At 40.1% G+C, this 17,420-nt stretch carries 17 protein-coding genes; 12 read left to right on the forward strand and 5 right to left on the reverse strand.

Annotated features, from left to right (window positions below):
* The first annotated feature begins 197 nt into the window (after positions 1-197).
* From OCK74_RS10005 to OCK74_RS10025, 5 genes are all read left to right on the forward strand, one after another.
* On the forward strand, positions 198-593 hold the full coding sequence (locus OCK74_RS10005) for a hypothetical protein (protein WP_279296894.1): 396 nt from the start codon (positions 198-200) through the stop codon (positions 591-593).
* Between the two features lie 132 nt (positions 594-725).
* A complete protein-coding gene (locus OCK74_RS10010) occupies positions 726-1,145 on the forward strand; it encodes a bactofilin family protein (RefSeq protein WP_279296895.1) in 420 nt (139 codons plus the stop codon).
* Complete coding sequence (locus OCK74_RS10015) at positions 1,120-1,356, forward strand: hypothetical protein (protein ID WP_279296896.1); 237 nt, start codon at positions 1,120-1,122, stop codon at positions 1,354-1,356. Before OCK74_RS10010 ends, OCK74_RS10015 begins: the two co-directional genes overlap by 26 nt.
* Positions 1,346-1,744 (forward strand): hypothetical protein, encoded by a 399-nt coding sequence (locus tag OCK74_RS10020; RefSeq protein WP_279296897.1) that lies wholly within the window; start codon positions 1,346-1,348, stop codon positions 1,742-1,744. Before OCK74_RS10015 ends, OCK74_RS10020 begins: the two co-directional genes overlap by 11 nt.
* Positions 1,737-2,399, forward strand: a complete 663-nt coding sequence (locus tag OCK74_RS10025) for a SprT-like domain-containing protein (protein WP_279296898.1) — start codon at positions 1,737-1,739, stop codon at positions 2,397-2,399. The genes OCK74_RS10020 and OCK74_RS10025 overlap by 8 nt, the downstream gene beginning before the upstream one ends.
* Positions 2,400-2,537: 138 nt before the next feature.
* On the opposite strand, the gene OCK74_RS10030 is transcribed toward OCK74_RS10025, so the two are convergent.
* Positions 2,538-2,942 (reverse strand): YqaE/Pmp3 family membrane protein, encoded by a 405-nt coding sequence (locus tag OCK74_RS10030; RefSeq protein WP_279296899.1) that lies wholly within the window; start codon positions 2,940-2,942, stop codon positions 2,538-2,540.
* A gap of 301 nt (positions 2,943-3,243) precedes the next feature.
* Between OCK74_RS10030 and OCK74_RS10035 the strand changes: the two genes are divergently transcribed.
* Both OCK74_RS10035 and OCK74_RS10040 read left to right on the forward strand, forming a co-directional pair.
* Positions 3,244-5,121, forward strand: coding sequence for a hypothetical protein (locus tag OCK74_RS10035; protein WP_279296900.1), 1,878 nt, complete (start codon positions 3,244-3,246; stop codon positions 5,119-5,121).
* Between the two features lie 438 nt (positions 5,122-5,559).
* Positions 5,560-7,704: an autotransporter outer membrane beta-barrel domain-containing protein gene (locus OCK74_RS10040; RefSeq protein WP_279296901.1), complete on the forward strand. Its 2,145-nt coding sequence runs from the start codon at positions 5,560-5,562 to the stop codon at positions 7,702-7,704.
* Between the two features lie 101 nt (positions 7,705-7,805).
* Here OCK74_RS10040 and OCK74_RS10045 read toward each other — a convergent pair whose 3' ends face one another.
* Entirely contained in the window at positions 7,806-8,222 is a 417-nt protein-coding gene (locus OCK74_RS10045) for a DUF4293 domain-containing protein (RefSeq protein ID WP_279296902.1), read from the reverse strand.
* Positions 8,223-8,298: 76 nt separating this feature from the next.
* Positions 8,299-9,579, reverse strand: a complete 1,281-nt coding sequence (locus tag OCK74_RS10050; RefSeq protein WP_279296903.1) for a serine hydroxymethyltransferase — start codon at positions 9,577-9,579, stop codon at positions 8,299-8,301.
* Positions 9,580-9,987: 408 nt separating this feature from the next.
* Between OCK74_RS10050 and OCK74_RS10055 the strand changes: the two genes are divergently transcribed.
* The 3 genes from OCK74_RS10055 to OCK74_RS10065 all read left to right on the forward strand — a co-directional run bounded on the left by OCK74_RS10055 (position 9,988) and on the right by OCK74_RS10065 (position 12,546).
* Positions 9,988-10,980, forward strand: a complete 993-nt coding sequence (locus tag OCK74_RS10055) for a sugar phosphate nucleotidyltransferase (RefSeq protein ID WP_279296904.1) — start codon at positions 9,988-9,990, stop codon at positions 10,978-10,980.
* 93 nt (positions 10,981-11,073) lie between these two features.
* Positions 11,074-12,105, forward strand: coding sequence for an NAD(P)H-dependent flavin oxidoreductase (locus OCK74_RS10060; RefSeq protein ID WP_279296905.1), 1,032 nt, complete (start codon positions 11,074-11,076; stop codon positions 12,103-12,105).
* Positions 12,106-12,147: 42 nt separating this feature from the next.
* Positions 12,148-12,546 carry a carboxypeptidase-like regulatory domain-containing protein gene (locus tag OCK74_RS10065; RefSeq protein ID WP_279296906.1) on the forward strand — a complete coding sequence of 133 codons (399 nt, stop codon included), beginning with the start codon at positions 12,148-12,150 and terminating at the stop codon, positions 12,544-12,546.
* Between the two features lie 51 nt (positions 12,547-12,597).
* Here OCK74_RS10065 and OCK74_RS10070 read toward each other — a convergent pair whose 3' ends face one another.
* Positions 12,598-13,158: a 2'-5' RNA ligase family protein gene (locus OCK74_RS10070; protein WP_279296907.1), complete on the reverse strand. Its 561-nt coding sequence runs from the start codon at positions 13,156-13,158 to the stop codon at positions 12,598-12,600.
* A gap of 137 nt (positions 13,159-13,295) precedes the next feature.
* Positions 13,296-14,531 carry an ABC transporter permease gene (locus OCK74_RS10075; protein ID WP_279296908.1) on the reverse strand — a complete coding sequence of 412 codons (1,236 nt, stop codon included), beginning with the start codon at positions 14,529-14,531 and terminating at the stop codon, positions 13,296-13,298.
* Between the two features lie 91 nt (positions 14,532-14,622).
* Here OCK74_RS10075 and OCK74_RS10080 point away from each other — a divergent pair, with 91 nt between their 5' ends.
* The gene (locus OCK74_RS10080; protein ID WP_279296909.1) at positions 14,623-15,891 is read left to right on the forward strand and encodes a type IX secretion system plug protein; all 1,269 of its coding nucleotides are present in this window, start codon (positions 14,623-14,625) and stop codon (positions 15,889-15,891) included.
* A 241-nt stretch (positions 15,892-16,132) separates the two neighbouring features.
* Entirely contained in the window at positions 16,133-17,326 is a 1,194-nt protein-coding gene (locus OCK74_RS10085; protein WP_279296910.1) for a serine hydrolase domain-containing protein, read from the forward strand.
* Positions 17,327-17,420 lie beyond the last annotated feature (94 nt).

A 17,420-nucleotide genomic window follows, 5' to 3' on the forward strand; every position in this document is an offset into this window, starting at 1 on the left:
CCTAAACAGGCTGGCATACAGCCGCCTAAAACACAAAATTAAAGTAAAAATCTCTTGACTTTTAACACAGAATCTCTATAATGTCTCTATAAGGTCTCTATAAGATTGGGATAGGAAAGAAAAAAGTCCCTCATCATTTTCAAGTTGGCATATTTTCAAATTTTTCATTGCCTAACTTTAAGCGCTAAACAGTTGGTATGGTTAAATTGGATGCTGGGACAACTTTTAAACGCTTGCGCAACCGGTATAGACTGGTTATAATGAATGATGATACCTATGAGGAGGTAGTGACTTTCCGCCTTTCCCGTAGGAGTGTATACATAGCTATGAGTACTGTAATCGTCTTATTTGTTGGATTAACCGCTGCATTAATTGTTTTAACTCCACTTAAATACTATATTCCCGGTTACGGAAGTGCAAAGATCAGTCGTGAATACCGCCAGTTGAAGTATTTAACTGATTCGTTGGAGAAACAAGTGACGTATCAGACCCAGTATATTGAAAGTATAAAAAGTGTCATATCAGGTGAGATTGAGTTGAAGCGTGATACGACGCAGCTGAAAGTGCCAGTGGTGGAAGAGTCTAATGAATGACGAATGATTCGCATCCGCCAGAGGCGGACAAGTTTGAATGACGAACTTTTGAGCCATTTAGAGTGGAATATGATTTTAAATTAAATATTTGTTTATCCTTTGAAGACTATTCAATTAAATAAACCAATCCTTATGTTTACTAAAGAGAAAAACCCTAGTCCTATTGAAAAAACACCATTGGGGAGCGCAACCCTTATTAGTGAAGGAACAACATTGAAGGGAGACATCAATTGCAGTAATGATCTACGTATTGATGGTTCGGTTATTGGTAACGTTTCCTGTACTGCAAAAATTATTTTGGGCCAGGCAGGCTATGTAGAAGGTAATATTGAAAGCCAGCAGGCTGACATCATTGGCAGGGTACAGGGAAATGTTCAGGTAAAAGAATTATTGCAATTGAGGGGGCAATGTAATGTTCTAGGCAACATTGTTGCTGCTAAATTACAGGTAGAACCGACTGCCACCTTTAACGGGCAGTGCCAGATGGGAACTGTGCCTGCCAATATTGTAAAAATGACTGAACCTGATGCCGCAAAATCAAAAGCAAAATAGAGCCACACCTGAATTGATGCGCTATGCCGGGCTGGCCACTCAAATATTTGTGTCGCTTGGCATAGCTGTTTTCGCTGGCTATAAAGCTGACCGGTGGATGAAAGTTCCTATTCCATTAACAGTTTGGATATTACCTTTGGTCGTTGTATGCATGATAATTTATAAATTGATCAAAGAGACATCTAAACGTAATAAAAGCAATGCAAAGTAAGTTAAGGGCATTCCTGCCGGTATTTTTATTATTTATCATTTTGAATTCATTCTTCCTGCTTGGGAACGGGCTGTTGAACAAATGGAACGCCAACAAGGATGTGTTGATTGTGGGGAACCTGATGCTGTTCCTGATTACACTGATCTCATTTATTGTCGCTCAAAAAGGATTGAAGAATCCAAACCCTCATGCGTTTACCCGTGCCGTTTTCGGCAGTATCCTGTTAAAGCTTGTTGTGTGCATTATAGCTGCTACTGTTTATATCGCTACCTATAAAAGCAACCTGAATAAGCCCGCCTTATTTGGCTGTATGGGTTTGTACCTTGTGTATACTTTTATGGAAGTTTCGATATTAACTAAATTGCTAAGAGGAAAGGCCCATGGGTAAAAAAGAAGCACCTATTTCAAGATTACAAGATTTTCTTCCTCCCAACACTTACGAACCGGTATTGCACTATTTGCATGAATTTAAAGTGCATTTGACCGTGGCCCGTGAGCGCAAAAGCATTTTGGGCGACTACCGGCACCGTACGCATATGCATAATCACCGCATCAGTGTAAATGGTAATCTCAATCAGTACTCTTTTTTAATTACGCTTTTGCATGAACTGGCACACTTGCTGACATTTGAGAAGTTTGGCAACAGGGTGCAGTCGCATGGACGGGAGTGGAAATCTATTTTCGGCCAGTTGCTTGATCAATTCATCAAGCATGATGTATTTCCTGATGATATTAAACAGGCGTTAATTCGATCGCTTCACAATCCTTCCGCAAGCAGTTGTGCAGATGATGTGTTGCTTCGTGTTTTGAAAAGTTATGACCAAAAGAATGGTAAGGAAGTCATCTTTGTGGAGAATCTTCCGGAAGGCGCTTTGTTTATAACCTATGATGGCAAGATCTTTAGAAAGGGCGCGAAGATGCGCAAGCGTTTTAAATGCGAAGAGGTAGCTACAAAAAAATTGTATTTGTTTAGTCCGTTGTACGAGGTGGTGGCTGAATACGATCCGGGACATGCCACGGACCACACCCCCGGTCCGCCTTAGGCGGAGAGGGCAGCGCAGCAAAGCCATAGCTATATATAATATTATAAACAAGAGGCCCTCAACTTTATTCAGTTGAGGGCCTCTTGTTTGAATGGTAATTCATTCCTGTTGTTGCCATTTGAAGCTGGTATATCGGGATTATTCTGTCAGAACTATAATCAGTGCATAGACCATGCCTGGGATAAAGAACAGCAATGTAAGTAATAAGCCTATCCAGAACCTGTTGTTGATGCGGCCTTCATGTAAATAGATACCTAATGGCGGAAGCAATATGGCAAAAATAATCTCCAAAGCTTTACTTGTTGTAAGCTCAATGCCTGCCTTCTTTTCAGCTTTCAGTTTTTTGATTGCTTTTTTCGCTTCTTTGATGCGCTCCTTCTTTTCTTTTGAAGGCAAGTTGTTGAACTCCTCCAATGCTTGTTTTACAGTGGGGTCTTCTGTATTGGGCTTTACAAGAACCGGCATACTTGCGGCAAAAGTTTGGGGTGCAATGGAAGCAAAGGAGAGTAGTACCAGTAAGATGCGGAAAATTACATTTTTCATTCGATAGGGATTTGGGGTTAAAGTTATAGGTTGAAAGGATTGTAAAAAAATAAGGCCTGCTCATTTTGTTTGGTAATTAGTATTTCGTTTATGATGGTACGTTAAAAGCTTATATAGGAAAAGTTTGAATAACTCAGAATTTGAATAAGTAAAATTCCTATATTAGCAGAAGTGAAGTCAAATCGGTAAGGTGGGTAATTACTAGAAAAGTTACGAATACTAATCACTTCTGTACCTCTTGAAGATCTCCACTTGAGTCATTCCAACTTAAACTTCTTCTAGTCAATTCTAAAATTTTCATATGATGAAAAGATCTCTACTTTTCGTGCTGACATTTTATGTCTTTGCTATAAGTTCTAAGGGACAGATATCGATTACTAGTTCGATACCTTATTATACTCAGGATTTTAATGGACTAGCAAACAGTACTTCAAGTAATACCTGGACAAATAATTCTACGTTAGCAGGATGGTATTCTAACAAAACCTCATACAGCGCTGTTAATAGTGGAACGGCTAGTACGTTGTATAGTTTTGGGACAACTTCTGCAGACAGGGCTTTAGGACAAATTACCGGGCAGAATAACAATGAAAGAGTCTTTTTTGGGATACGATTAAAAAATACAACAGGCAGTAGTGTTGATAAAATACTTGTTTCGTATACTGGAGAACAATGGTATAACGCAAGTCAAAATGCATCAACCCTTAATTTTGGATATTTAACTGGGGCTTCGGTCACAAGTCTTACAACTGGAACTTATACTGATCCAGGTCCGGGCACATTCAACTTTGTAAGTTTAGCAAACAATAATTCTGCTGGTACCCTGGATGGAAATAGTAGCACTAATAGAAAAATAATAACCGCTGTAATTCAACTGGGCACACCTTTAGCTAATAATTCGGAAATAATGCTAAGGTGGAGTATACCAAATGGTAATCAAAATGGTGTTGGCCGGCAAGGATTGGGTATAGATGATCTACTTGTAAGTTTCGGTCTGAATAATAATTTTCGTATACCAAATGGTACAATATTCAATGATTTTAATGTAAATGGATTCGATGTGACATTGGATGGTACATTGAACATTACAGGGGCGCTTACACTGACCCAAGGAATTGTCAATACAACAAACAATAATGTTCTTATTTTTAATGATGGTGCAACTGCTCCAGGAGTTTCCAATGCCTCCTATGTAAATGGGCCAGTAAGAAAAATTGGTAATGATGTATTTATTTTTCCAGTTGGAAAAAATGGGAAATATGTTCCTATTGCAATTTCTGCTCCGGGAAATGTTGGAGATGCTTTCACTGCCGAATATATTCCTTCAAGTGGAGCTGCTTTAGGTCCTATCACTTCTCCAGGTTTGTTAAAAGTAAGTGGTTGTGAATATTGGAATTTAGAGAGGATATCGGGAAATTCAAATGTCAACGTTACTTTATACTGGGATGAGGATAACGCATGTACTGGAATAAGCGATCCTCCATCTATAGTAGTTGCGCATTTTGATGGAGTTGGGGGCAGTTGGAACTCACATGGTGGCATAGGTGCTGCTATTACAACCAATAGTGGCTCAGTTACCTGGAACAATGTATCTCAATTTAGTCCGTTTACTTTAGGATCAACAACAACTTTCAATGTTTTGCCTGTACATTTCTCGAATGTGAAAGTTGCGGAAAAGCAAGCGGGTGTTCAAGTAGGTTTTACAAATCTTACGGAGTCTGATATTGATCATTATGATATTGAGCGATCTATAAATAGTCAATCATTCAGTGTTATTCAAAGAATAAAGCCCGAAAAGAATAATTATGGTGTTGCTTCATATACTTACCTAGATGCCTCGGCCTTTGAAGGGAAAAATGCTTACCGGATCAAAGCTGTAGAGACAACAGGGAAGATCATTTATAGCGACATTGTAAACATTACTTTAGGAGTAAGGAACAGGGGCTTAAGCGTGTATGCTAAGGGTGGGCAGGCGCATGTTCAGATTTATAACCTGCCTGCCGGTAAATATCAGTTTAAGGTGTTCAGTTCTGTTGGGCAATTGATTAGCGTTGAAAGTATTAATCATACCGGAGGTTCGCTTAGCCAGATAACATCATTAAAAAGTGTAATGGCAGGCGTTTATCTTTATTATGTAAGTGGTCCGGTAGAAATGCAGAAGAGATTTGTTGTGCGGTGATGAAAAGTGAATGACCAGGAATTAGTGATGAGTGATGTAATTGAAGCTTTTTTTGCATCACTCATCACTTTGTATCAACATTCAAGATACCGAGTATGCATTGCAATCTGTTTTAAATAGAGTGTAGTTTCCCTTTGTTGAAAATCAATTAGCCATGGGTGTTTACTATATTTTTTAAGTATAATTACCTAAAAAAGTTTTGTGATAATTTGTATTTTTCAAACTCATGCATTATTTTGGTGCAAGAATAAAAAACTATCACCCTTCCATTTCCTCTGAATAACTAACTATCACGTATCCACTTCCTCTGAATTTCTAACTATTGTAATGCCATTTCCTCTGATTTGACTGTTATCTGTATTCCATTTCCTCTGAATTGCCAGTGATTCATACTTCCTGTGTTAGCCTACAGTAATTAACCTTTAAACTCCCAACCTTATGCAAATTCTTTTACACAAAAGAAGCTACTATTCTTTTGCCTTTATTGTAGTGAACCTACTCTTCGCAGGCGCTGTACTTGGGCAAAGTACAACAATCACAAGTGGTCAAACTGTTAAAGCCAGCACATTGTCTGCAGGTGCCGATATTATCCTCAAAGCCGGCGGTACTCTTGAAATGGATGCATCTAAGACGTTTTCCTCAATCACTACTGCAGATGCAGGTACTTCCACAATTAATGGTTCTGGAGTGCTTACTGTAAGTGGCAATGGAAATAATGCTGGTAATATTATTATTGCAGGCGGAAATACACTTGTTTTAAATACAAATGCTACAGCTTCATCATTGCAAACTGGTGATCTTGATAACACTACTGCAACTATAAGTAGTGATAATAATTCAGTAATATTAAGCCTAACATCTATTGCCGTCAATGCGATTAACAATAAAAAATCTATAGCACGTCTATCCATTGGGGCAAATATTTCAGTTTCCACTGGGAGTATCGTGCAAGGAACTGGTGCAAATAATTCTGATTATGAACTTTATGTCTCAGGTATATTGAAAATAAATGGTACGCTGAAAGATTTTAGGGATGGGGGTAATGGGATTACTACTTTTACTTGTAACTCTGGATCTACTATTGAATACAATGGAGCTGATCAAAAAATATATCCTACCACATACAATAATTTGATCCTTTCAGGCAGTGGAGCCAAAACAATAACTGGTGTAACAACAATTAATGGCAATTTCACTATGGCAGGAACATCTTCTGCAGCTTCTACTATTGCTACTTCTGCTAATAATATGGATTTTAAAGGTAATGTTTCTATTGGATCTTATGCCACTTTTGATGCCCGTTCTTTTAATTATGGAGTTAGTGGTAATTGGACAAACAATGGAACTTTTACAGCGGGCAGCAGTAAGGTAACTTGTAATGGTAGTTCTACACAAGAAATTGCCGGATCAACCGCAACAACGTTTAATAATTTCACTGTCAACAATTCGGCAGGTGTTTTACTTAATAAAAATCTGAATGTAAATGGCATTTTGAACTTGACCAACGGGCAAATAACGACTTCTTCAACAAGTTTGTTGACTCTTAACAATAACGCAACTGTAACAGGAGCTTCAGATGCATCTTTTGTTAACGGCCCAATTCAAAAGGTGGGTTTCTCTACTAGTGAATTTAAATTTCCTGTAGGAAAGAACGGGAAATATATTCCTATTGGAGTAACTGCTACTGCATCTATTAGTGATGCGTTTCAGGCTGAGTATATTCCGTCAAGTGCTGCTGCTTTAGGTTCAATTACTTCTACTGGTTTGAATAGTGTAAGTAGCTGTGAATATTGGAATTTGAATAGAATAACCGGTAGTTCAAGCGTAAATGTTACATTATATTGGGATGTGAATAAAAACTGCACTGGCTCTAGCTTTTTTAGCGATCCTTCATCAGTTAAAGTGGCCCATTTTAATGGAACAACATGGAATGCTCATGGGGGCACAGCAACAGCAAGTACCACTACCACTGGCTCTGTTACCTGGAGCGGTGTATCTAACTTTAGTCCGTTTACCTTCGGTTCCACTGCGAATTTTAGTGTATTGCCTGTTCATTTTTCCAATGTAAAGGCTTCAGAGAAAACATCCGGAGTTCAGGTTGAATTTACCAATCTTACAGAGTCTGATGTGGATTATTATGAAGTGGAGCGTTCTTTGGATGGAAAGGCATTTATTACCACCAAGAAACTTTATCCTTCAAAAAATAATTATAGCAGCGCCGCTTATTCCTGGTTGGATGCAGCTGCGAAGGAAGGAAAAATCATTTATCGTATCAAGGCTGTGGAAACTACAGGAAAGACGATTTATAGCAACCTGGTGAATATTACTTTGGGTGCTAAGAATAGCAGTATGAGTGTGTATGCGAAAAGTGGCCAGGTGGCGCTGCAGATCAGTAACCTGCCAGCAGGGAAGTATCAATTACAGTTGCTTAGTGCTGCCGGCCAGATGCTGGGGGTTGAAAATATCAGCCATGGAGGCGGCTCCTTGAGTCAAACTACTACATTGAATAGTGCAAAGGCCGGTATTTATATTCTTAATCTCAGTGGGGCAGTGCGTATGCAACAGAAATTCCTGGTGCAATAAGAGTTGCTCATGGTTGCTTCATTCCTGTGAAGGAGCTTATGATAAATCAAAAAGCCATTAAGGAACTCCTTAATGGCTTTTTGATTTATAAGGGATGAGCACTATCTGAACCTATCCATGCTTTTGATTAGTTTCTGGTCTTTCCAGATGCCTCTTGCTGCCAGGATAAAGCATCCGAGGATAGCAAAATAAAAGATGCACCAGACGGCTATTGTTCCTGTAGTAAAATTCTGTAGCTCCATAAAATAAAGCGCCAGTAATATGATAGTCATGAAAATGCCTAAATAACTAAGGCGTAATTGCAGTTTACGGTTGTCGAAGAGGAAAATTGTAACGAAAGCAAGGGCTCCTGCAATAATTGTAAGGATTGTAAACCAAATTGAGGTTTGAGCATTCAGATCAATGTCGCCCTGAACAGCGTCCTTTGTCCAGTCGCCTCTATAAAAAGGAAAGCGAAAAGTCACAGCATCAAAAGCTGCTGCACAAAGCAGCCAAAGACTTTGGATTCGTTGGATCATATTTTCTTTAGTTAAAGCTTATTTAAGAAAGTTTGTAGTTTGTGGATAAGTTAATACCCACAAACCACAAGCTAAGTTATCCCAATTCGGGGTAGAGCGGGAACTGCTCCATGAAGCTATGCACATCTTTTGCCACGCTGCTTACAACGGCTGCGTCATCAATGTTCATCAGCACCTTGTCGATGAAATTAACCACAGTTTGCATGTGTTCTTCATTCATGCCCCTGGTAGTGATCGCAGGCACACCTACACGGATACCTGAAGTTACAAATGGGCTTTTATCATCAAAAGGCACGGCATTTTTGTTCAGGGTAATATGTGCCCTGTCCAGTGTTTCCTGCGCTTTTTTACCTGTAATGTTCTTATTTCTCAGATCGATCAGCATCAGGTGGTTGTCGGTACCATTACTAATGATATGGTAATCTTTTGCCACAAGAGCTTTTGCCATTGCCTGGGCATTGCTTTTTACCTGTTTGGCATATTGCGTATAATCTTCTGACAGCAACTCACCGAAAGCAACTGCTTTAGCTGCAATCACATGCTCAAGAGGGCCTCCCTGGATGCCGGGGAATACGGCCATATCCAGCAGGTTGCTCATCATGCGGATGTTGCCCTTAGGGTCTTTCAGGCCAAAAGGATTTTCAAAGTCCTTACCCATTAATATAATACCGCCGCGGGGGCCACGGAGTGTTTTATGCGTAGTAGATGTAACAAAATGACAATGGTCAAAAGGAGAGGCGAGCAACCCTTTGGCAATCAGACCGGCCGGGTGTGCAATATCGGCCATTACCAGGGCGCCTACTTCATCTGCAATTTGGCGGATGCGTTTGTAATCCCAGTCGCGGCTGTAAGCGGAGGCGCCGCAAATAATCATTTTCGGTCTTTCCCGGCGGGCAACTTCTTCCATTTGTTCATAATCAACCAGCCCGGTTTCTTTTTTCACTCCATAAAAATGAGGTTCATAAAGTTTTCCGCTGAAATTTACCGGAGAGCCGTGGGTCAGGTGACCGCCCATGCTAAGGTCAAGTCCCAAGATTTTATCTCCAGGCTGAAGAGTAGCTAACAGCACGGAGGCATTTGCCTGGGCGCCGCTGTGGGGTTGCACGTTGGCATATTGGCAGTTAAATACTTCTTTAATGCGGTCGATAGCTAACTGTTCAGTTTGGTCAACGATCTCGCAACCACCATAATACCGGCGGCCGGGGTAGCCTTCCGCATATTTATTGGTCATAACATTGCCCATGGCCTGCATTACCTGCAGCGAAGTAAAGTTTTCAGATGCAATAAGCTCGATGCCCTGACGTTGACGTTGAAGTTCTTTTTGGATGAGGTCGAAAACCAGTGAATCTCTTTGCATTGTAAAGTTTTAGCGTTTGCGGGTTCGCAAGTGTACACGTCGGAGCTAAAAAACTCGTGGGCCCGTGTGCCTGTGAACAAGCGAACTATTTTCAATTAAAGCGCAAAAATAAGCCTACACCCGATAGTATCAGCGGAGCAGGTTTGGGTTTGAGGGAAAATTTATATTTTCGTTCGCGTGTGAATAGTACACAACTGGTAAAAAGTAGCGTATGTTGTGTCAGACGTGCGGGTAAAAAACTGAAAACCAGCTAAAAACAACGGTTATCAATGGCTTGAATTTCGAAAATATTTTTTTACTACGACTTACAACTGCCAGCTCGCCACCAAAAAACCGGTTAATAATCATTAAATTGACAGAAGTTGCGCAAAAGCTATCAACTGCTTTTGCCGGACAATAAAAGAACTCATGAAAGCAATTATTCCTGTTGCCGGAGCCGGCACTAAATTAAGGCCTCATACATACACCCAGCCAAAGGCTTTGATACCAATGGCCGGAAAGACCATTCTAAGCATTATTGTAGACCAGTTAAGAGATGCAGGGATCAGTGAGTTTATTTTTATAGTGGGATACCTGGGAGATAAGATCCGAGATTATGTAAAAGCAAATTACCCTGACCTGCTGGTGCATTTTGTTTTTCAAAATGACCGCCAGGGAATTGGTCATGCTTTAAAACTTACAAAAGAAATTGTTGATGACGATGAAGTGATGGTTGTACTTGGTGATACCATCTGCGAGTATGATGTCAAAAAAGTCCTGGATAGTCCCGAATCAATGTTAGGCGTAAAAAAGGTGGATGACCCACGTGATTTTGGGGTTGCCGAAATAGATAGTGATGGTTTTGTGACTCATTTGGTGGAAAAGCCGCAGATACCTAAATCTAACATGGCTTTAGTGGGCATTTATAAAATAAAGGAGACTCCCCAACTATTTGAATGCCTGGACAAAAATATCAGCCAGGGCTTACGTTCGCATGGCGAATACAGTATTACAGATGCCCTGGATTGCATGATCCAAAATGGGAATCAGGTGAAAGTCTTTAAGGTAGACTCCTGGTTTGACTGTGGGAAGAAAGAAACCTTGCTGGATTCAAATGCCACCCTATTGAGAAAATTCGGTGATAATATTGAAAACCATTATTCTTTTGAAAATACAGTAATCATTCATCCTGTAAGTATTGGCAAAAACTGCGAAATAAAAAACTCCATTATTGGGCCGAATGTTACTGTCGGCGACAATACAACCATCGATTTTTCGATCATCAAACATTCTATCATCGGTTCATTTTCTAATCTGTTTGATATCGTTCTGGATTACTCTCTTATTGGTAGTGATACCAGTATACGAGGTGAGACCCGGACGTTGAATATTGGAGATAATACTAATATTGATCTGGGGTAATGTCCAAATACCCACACCTCACCCCAGTCCGCCTGAGGCGGAGAGGGCAGCGCTGCGTAGCCTTGGCTTTATATTTAAAAAGTTATATATAAAATGGATCAGGGTAATAAAGGAATGTTTGACCAGAGCACCCCTTTAGGGGCCGGGGGTGTGCATGGGGACGTGTTGGGAGGGGCGATTTGCTCCCTTTTTGGCATTACTTATCCTATCATACAGGCTGGTATGGTTTGGGCTAGCGGGTGGCGGTTGGCAAGTGCGGTTAGCAATGCAGGCGGATTAGGACTTATCGGTGGAGGGAGTATGTATCCTCAAGTTTTGCGAGAACACATTTTAAAGTGCAAGGCCGCTACCAACAGGCCATTTGGTGTCAATATACCGTTGCTGTATCCTGATTTGGAGCAGCATATCAATATCATCATTGAGGAAGGTGTTAAAATTGTTTTTACTTCTGCAGGGAATCCAAGAACGTGGACACAGCATTTACAACAGCATGGGATAACAGTGGTGCACGTGGTAAGCAGCAGCAAGTTTGCTCTTAAGGCCCAGGATGCTGGTTGCGATGCTGTTGTAGCGGAAGGTTTTGAAGCAGGCGGACACAATGGGCGAGAAGAAACAACCACTATGGTACTTGTGCCAGCAGTGGTTGATGCCGTTTCAATACCTGTAATAGCAGCTGGCGGTATCGCTACCGGGAGGCAAATGCTGGCCGCAATGGTATTAGGGGCAAGTGGGGTTCAAATGGGTAGTCGCTTTGTAGCTAGTGAGGAAGCCTCCTCGCACAAGAATTTTAAGAAAGCTGTCATTGCTGCAACTGAGGGCGATACTGTTTTGTCCATGAAGAGTTTGACCCCTGTGCGCCTGTTGAAAAATAAATTTTACGAAGAGGTGAGAGCGGCAGAGCAACTTGGTGTCTCTGCTGACGAGTTGAGGGGCATTCTAGGCAGGGGCCGTGCCAAAAAAGGTATGTTCGAAGGCGATCTCGAAAATGGTGAATTGGAGATTGGACAAGTGAGCGCTCTTCTGGATCAAGTTTTGCCAGCTCAGCAAATCGTAAAGGTTATTATGGAAGAATTCAAGCAAGAACTTCAAAAAATTTCAAAAAGTTTTAATTTTATCAAACAGTGAAGCGGAAACGCGAATAACTATCACCACACAAAGGTTATGCACATGAAAATGAAATTATTATTGAGCGGTTTTGCAATAGGTGCTTCTTTGTTTGCCAATGCTAATAATGGAAATGGTGAAGATAACACCCGGAAAAGCGACATGATGGGTTGTGTGTTCCATAATGAAACTAAAAAGCCATTGAAGGACGTATGCATAACAGCTTATATGGCCTCTAAGAAAGAACAGGTGATCACTACTAATGAAAATGGTGATTATTCATTTGAAGATCTGAAGCCTGGCGTATACAAATTTGTTTTTCAAAAAGACGGTTACAAAAAAGTTATAAAGGACAGGGTTTTCATTAAGACTGACGATGGTTTCCAAATGAATATTGAAATGTTTGAAACCGAAGACTTTAATTTCATGCCTGGTGCATTCAGTTTTCCAATGCCACAATAGTTCGGATGTTGGCTAATTGGGTTTCGGGTGCTGAGGTAGATACGAAATTGCCTAGAGCGTCTTTGGTTCAATGCTATTGCCAAATGGCGCTGCATAGATCACATCCCAATTCCTTTTATTGTGTCGCAAGACCGAAAGGCTCCTTGCATTCCATTCTTCTTTAAATTCTTTAGTTTCAAAAAAGGGCCATGACTCATAGAAGTCTTTCTTAAACAGGTCCCTGGTAGCAATAGTAATATGGGGATTAAACTGCCGGGTTTCTATCTTTAAACCATATTGTTCTTTGTCGGAAAAATACTGGTCAGCCTTATGTTTCAGCTTTTTTAATTCGGGATTCTGAGTAACTGCAATATATATGGTTCTTGGCTTAAATGCAGAAAAGTTATTCGTACCAATTTGAAATGGGGCCATCTCTTTTGCCAGTACTTCAACATCATTCAAAAGTTCTTCTTCCATATTTTCTTCCAGCCAAAAGGGGGGAATAATGGTGATGTGAGCAGGCGATTTCAATCCTACCTTACAATGATATTTTTCATGCATGTATTTTTTCCAGTGGAGTACCTTTTCATTTAATTCTTGAGGAAGGACAATGGCAATAAAGTACATGTTCATGAGAGAACGTTTAATTCAAAACAAATTGAAGTTAAGTTACAAAAGTTAGATTGCTTGGCATCTGTCAAAATTGTAAAGATGGCAAGATAGATAGCTGGCAGGATATTCCCCATATCAACTTGGTAAAATCTGCCTTTTTATTGAAATCTTATTGCTTTTACTGGTTGTATTTTTCTTACAATAAAAGATGGTATCAGTAATACCAGGTAAGAGACCAGCAGTGTGCCGGCACCGACTGCTATTACTTGCCACCATTCAATTTTTACAGTTGCAGTCTGCATATAATAAGCCTCTTCTTTCAATCGTACAAAACCGGTTTTCATTTGCAGCCAAAGCAGGCCCAGCGCAAAGGCTGTTCCTAACAGTACCCCAGAAAATGTAATAAGGGTAGAGTGCTGCAGGAATATTCTTTGCACCGTCCAATTACTAGCGCCAAGTGCCTTTAGTATTCCAATCATACGCAAACGTTCTAAAACCAGGATAATCAGGCAGGTGATCAGGTTAATAACAGCAATGATGATCATAATTGTGATCAATATTCCCTGGTTGGTGTTCTGTATTTGCAGCCAGTCGAAAATATTTGGGTAAATTTCTTTAACTGTTCTTGTCTCCCACAGAAGCGGGAAGTCGTCCTGATTGTAAATTTCATCACTTATCTTGCTCATTTGATTGTAATCCTTGAGGAAGATTTCATAGCCGCCTATTTCTGAAGGATTCCATCCGTTGAGGCGCTGGATCAGTTTAATGTCTCCAATGGCAAAGGTCTTGTCATATTCTTCTATACTGGTTTTATAAATCCCTGTAATTGTTAACCTGTCAGGACGCAGAGAGCCATCTGGTCTCACAAAATAAATAAGGACCCGATCGTTCACCTTTAATTTTAACTGGTTCGCAGTGTAGGAAGATATGACGATCTCCCGGCTGTAAGTACTATCATTAAATTGGATCCACCTTCCACTTTGCAGGAAGCCTGCAATATGTTTGAAATTATAGCTACTATCCAACCCTTTCATTAATACTCCTTCCATTTCATCTGCAGTTTTTAAAATTGCATATTTAGTGGCAAAAGGATGAATAGTTTGAATTTGAGGGTTGGTGCGAATTTTTGCTATTAGTGTATCGTTTTTTTCAATGGCTAGTTCTTCGGCAATATTTGCTTTCATGGGCTGGCGGTACTGTATGCGCAGATGTCCCCAGAAACTGAAGACCTTCTGGCTTACAGTTTCCTGGAAACCGTTGACAAATGAAAGGGTAATGATCATTACCGCTACGCTAATAACAGTGGCTGTTATCGAAAGGCGAATAATGAACCGTGAAAATGATTTCTGTTGGTTGAAGGCAATACGCCTGGCTATGAAAGATGAAATGTTCACGAGATAAAGGTAGGGTTTCTTCGTTTTTCGTTAAGATTTCACGACAGCTCCTTTCGTTATACCCTTAACATATCTTATTTTCATATAGAATATGAAAAAGATCGCCCTATATCTCCTGATCGCAACTTTTTGCAACAATTTGCTTGCCCAGGTAACCGGTCCTTTGGGGAAGAATATACATTCTGTAAAACTATATAAGCCGGGTGACCAAACTACTTTTCCTATTTTGATGCTGAATTCTTCTGATGTGCTGGAACTTCATTTTGATGATCTGGATGCGGGCGTAAAAAATTATTATTATTCTTTCCAATTGTGTAATGCCGATTGGACGCCAAGTATGCTAACTACTTTTGAATATACAAAAGGATTTCAAAATGTCCGCATCAGCAACTATCGTAATTCATCCCTATCCACCACAAGATATACGCATTACCAGGCAACTTTGCCCGATCGAAGCTCTTATCCCACACGTTCTGGCAATTATTTGCTGAAAGTATTTTTGAATGGCGATACAAGCAAGTTGGCTTTTACCCGGCGATTTGTGATTGTAGACAGAAAAACCTCTATCACGGCAGAGGTGCAAAGGCCTTTTAATCAAAAGTTGTTCAAAACTGATCAAAAACTTCAAATCGGAATCAAATTAGATGAACGCATTCAGTCTTTTAATCCTACTGACCTTAAAGTTGTTGTATTGCAAAATAAAAATTGGCTGACCTCACGTTTTTTTGACCGCCCTACTATTTACAGAGGCAATTATTTTGAGTATAGTGACGAAGAGGTTACATCAATGCCTGCCAGCAAAGAGTTTCGGTGGGTTGATCTGCGCAGTTTCCGGTTAAGGGGAGACAAGGTGCATGATATCAAAACAAAAAATGATTCTACTTTCATTACAGTAAAGCCTGATCCTTCACGAAAAGACCAGGTGTATATATATTACAATGATTTGAATGGCTCTTTTACATTGGAGGCCCTAGAAAACATCAACCCCTTCTGGCAAAGTGATTACGCTGAAGTGAAATTCTCTTTTTTTCCTCCAGGCAATAAGCCATATGAGGGAAAGGATTTGTATTTATTTGGCGAAATGACCAATTATGCATGGGACAATAGTGGAAAAATGGAGTTTAACAAGGAGAGGGGGGCGTATGAGAAGTCATTGCTTTTGAAACAGGGATATTACAACTATAATTATGCAGTGTTTCCTGCTGATAAAAAAGGGTATCCTGATTTTAGCGAAACAGAAGGCAATTACTATGAAACAGAAAACAGTTATATAATACTGGTTTATTACCGTCACTTTGGAGCAAGAGTTGATGAGTTGATAGGTTTCAATTTTGTGAGTTCTATACTCCACCGTCAATAATTATAGCGATTTGGGTTACTCCAAACTAATTATCCATATTCGATCCAGAAAAACTAAATGACAGTTATTTATAAGTGCATCAAGGGTAATGCCTGTTCCTCACCGAACAGGCATTTTTATTCCTCCAATTCTCCGTTTCATCCCTTCATTTCTCCGTTTCACTGAACATCTCATTTCCTCTGCCATATTCCTGCTGTTACTTGCATTTAAATCAAATTCAAAAAACTATTAACCCACAACCATGAAAAAGTTTGTATTCACTCTTGGCGTATTTGCGGTGGTTTCATCTATAGGCTGCCGCCAGGAATCATTTACTCAGCCTACCAAGCAATGTAATGGTATGGTAGCCGTAAATTCTCTTCATCCAATGAAAGATAGCCTGCAGGCTATCATCTCCAGGTATATTGCCAGAGGATTGCCCGGAGTGCAGGTGGCCGTTAAAAACGGAAATGGTTGGTATTTAACAAGCGGAGGTTATGCACGTACAGAATCAAAAGATACTATGCAGCCTTGTAGGGTAAGCTGGATTTTTAGCATTACAAAGACTTACACAGCATCTTTGGTGATGAAGCTGAAAGAGAAGGGAAAGATTAATTTGGACGCATCTATTAAAACTTATTTGCCTGAAGCAATAAGCTCCGATATTACAGGAAGTGATAAAATTACTGTTCGTAACCTGTTGAATCATGCATCAGGCCTGGTTGATTTTGCAGAGTTGCCCGAGTTTCTTACGTGGCAGTTCAGTGATCCATTGAATCAGCCTACTATGCAGCAGATCATTGCAATGCTAAAAGGCAAGGAACTGCTTTCTGAGCCAGGGGTAGATTATAAATACAGCAATACCAATTATTTGTTATTGACGTTGATACTGCAACAGGTTTCCGGCAATTCATATGAGCAATTATTAAAGACAGAGATCACCCAGCCATTGCGTTTACAACAAACCTTTTTTCATTTATCAGAAAAGCAAATCAATAATCTTGACTTTCCTGATTATTATTTTGACCGCGATGCCAGTGAACAACTGGAAAATATTACTCCCTGGAATAATGCTTTGGGTAATGCATGTGAAGGCTGGGGTGGGATTGCTGCAGCGCCTTCTGATGTCATAACCTTTTATGAGGCCCTGATGAATGGGAAAGTAGTAAATAATGCTTCTTTACAGGAAATGAAAACCTGGTTTCGAGGCCGTAGTTCGGAAGGCCCTGAATATGGCTTTGGGTTAGAGTATTACCAATATGCTGACGGGGGCTTACCGCAAATGGGCCATGAAGGTGACGGTATTGGGAATTCGACCATAGCATTGTATGTTCCTGGCAATAATACTTATGTATACATCAATGTGACAGCTGGTAGAAAGATTTTTGGACCTTACTTGTTTAAGATTACGGACTTTAAAAATGAGATTTGCAGATATGTAGCCAAATGGAAGTAACACGGTTCGGGTGTCAGTTTGTACGCTCCATAGGAAAGGATATACAGTTCATGTAAAAAAACGTATAAATAAGCGCAGGGTTGGTTAATTTCAA

This window comes from Paraflavisolibacter caeni (assembly GCF_025628885.1).
GTDB lineage: Bacteria > Bacteroidota > Bacteroidia > Chitinophagales > Chitinophagaceae > Flavisolibacter > Flavisolibacter caeni.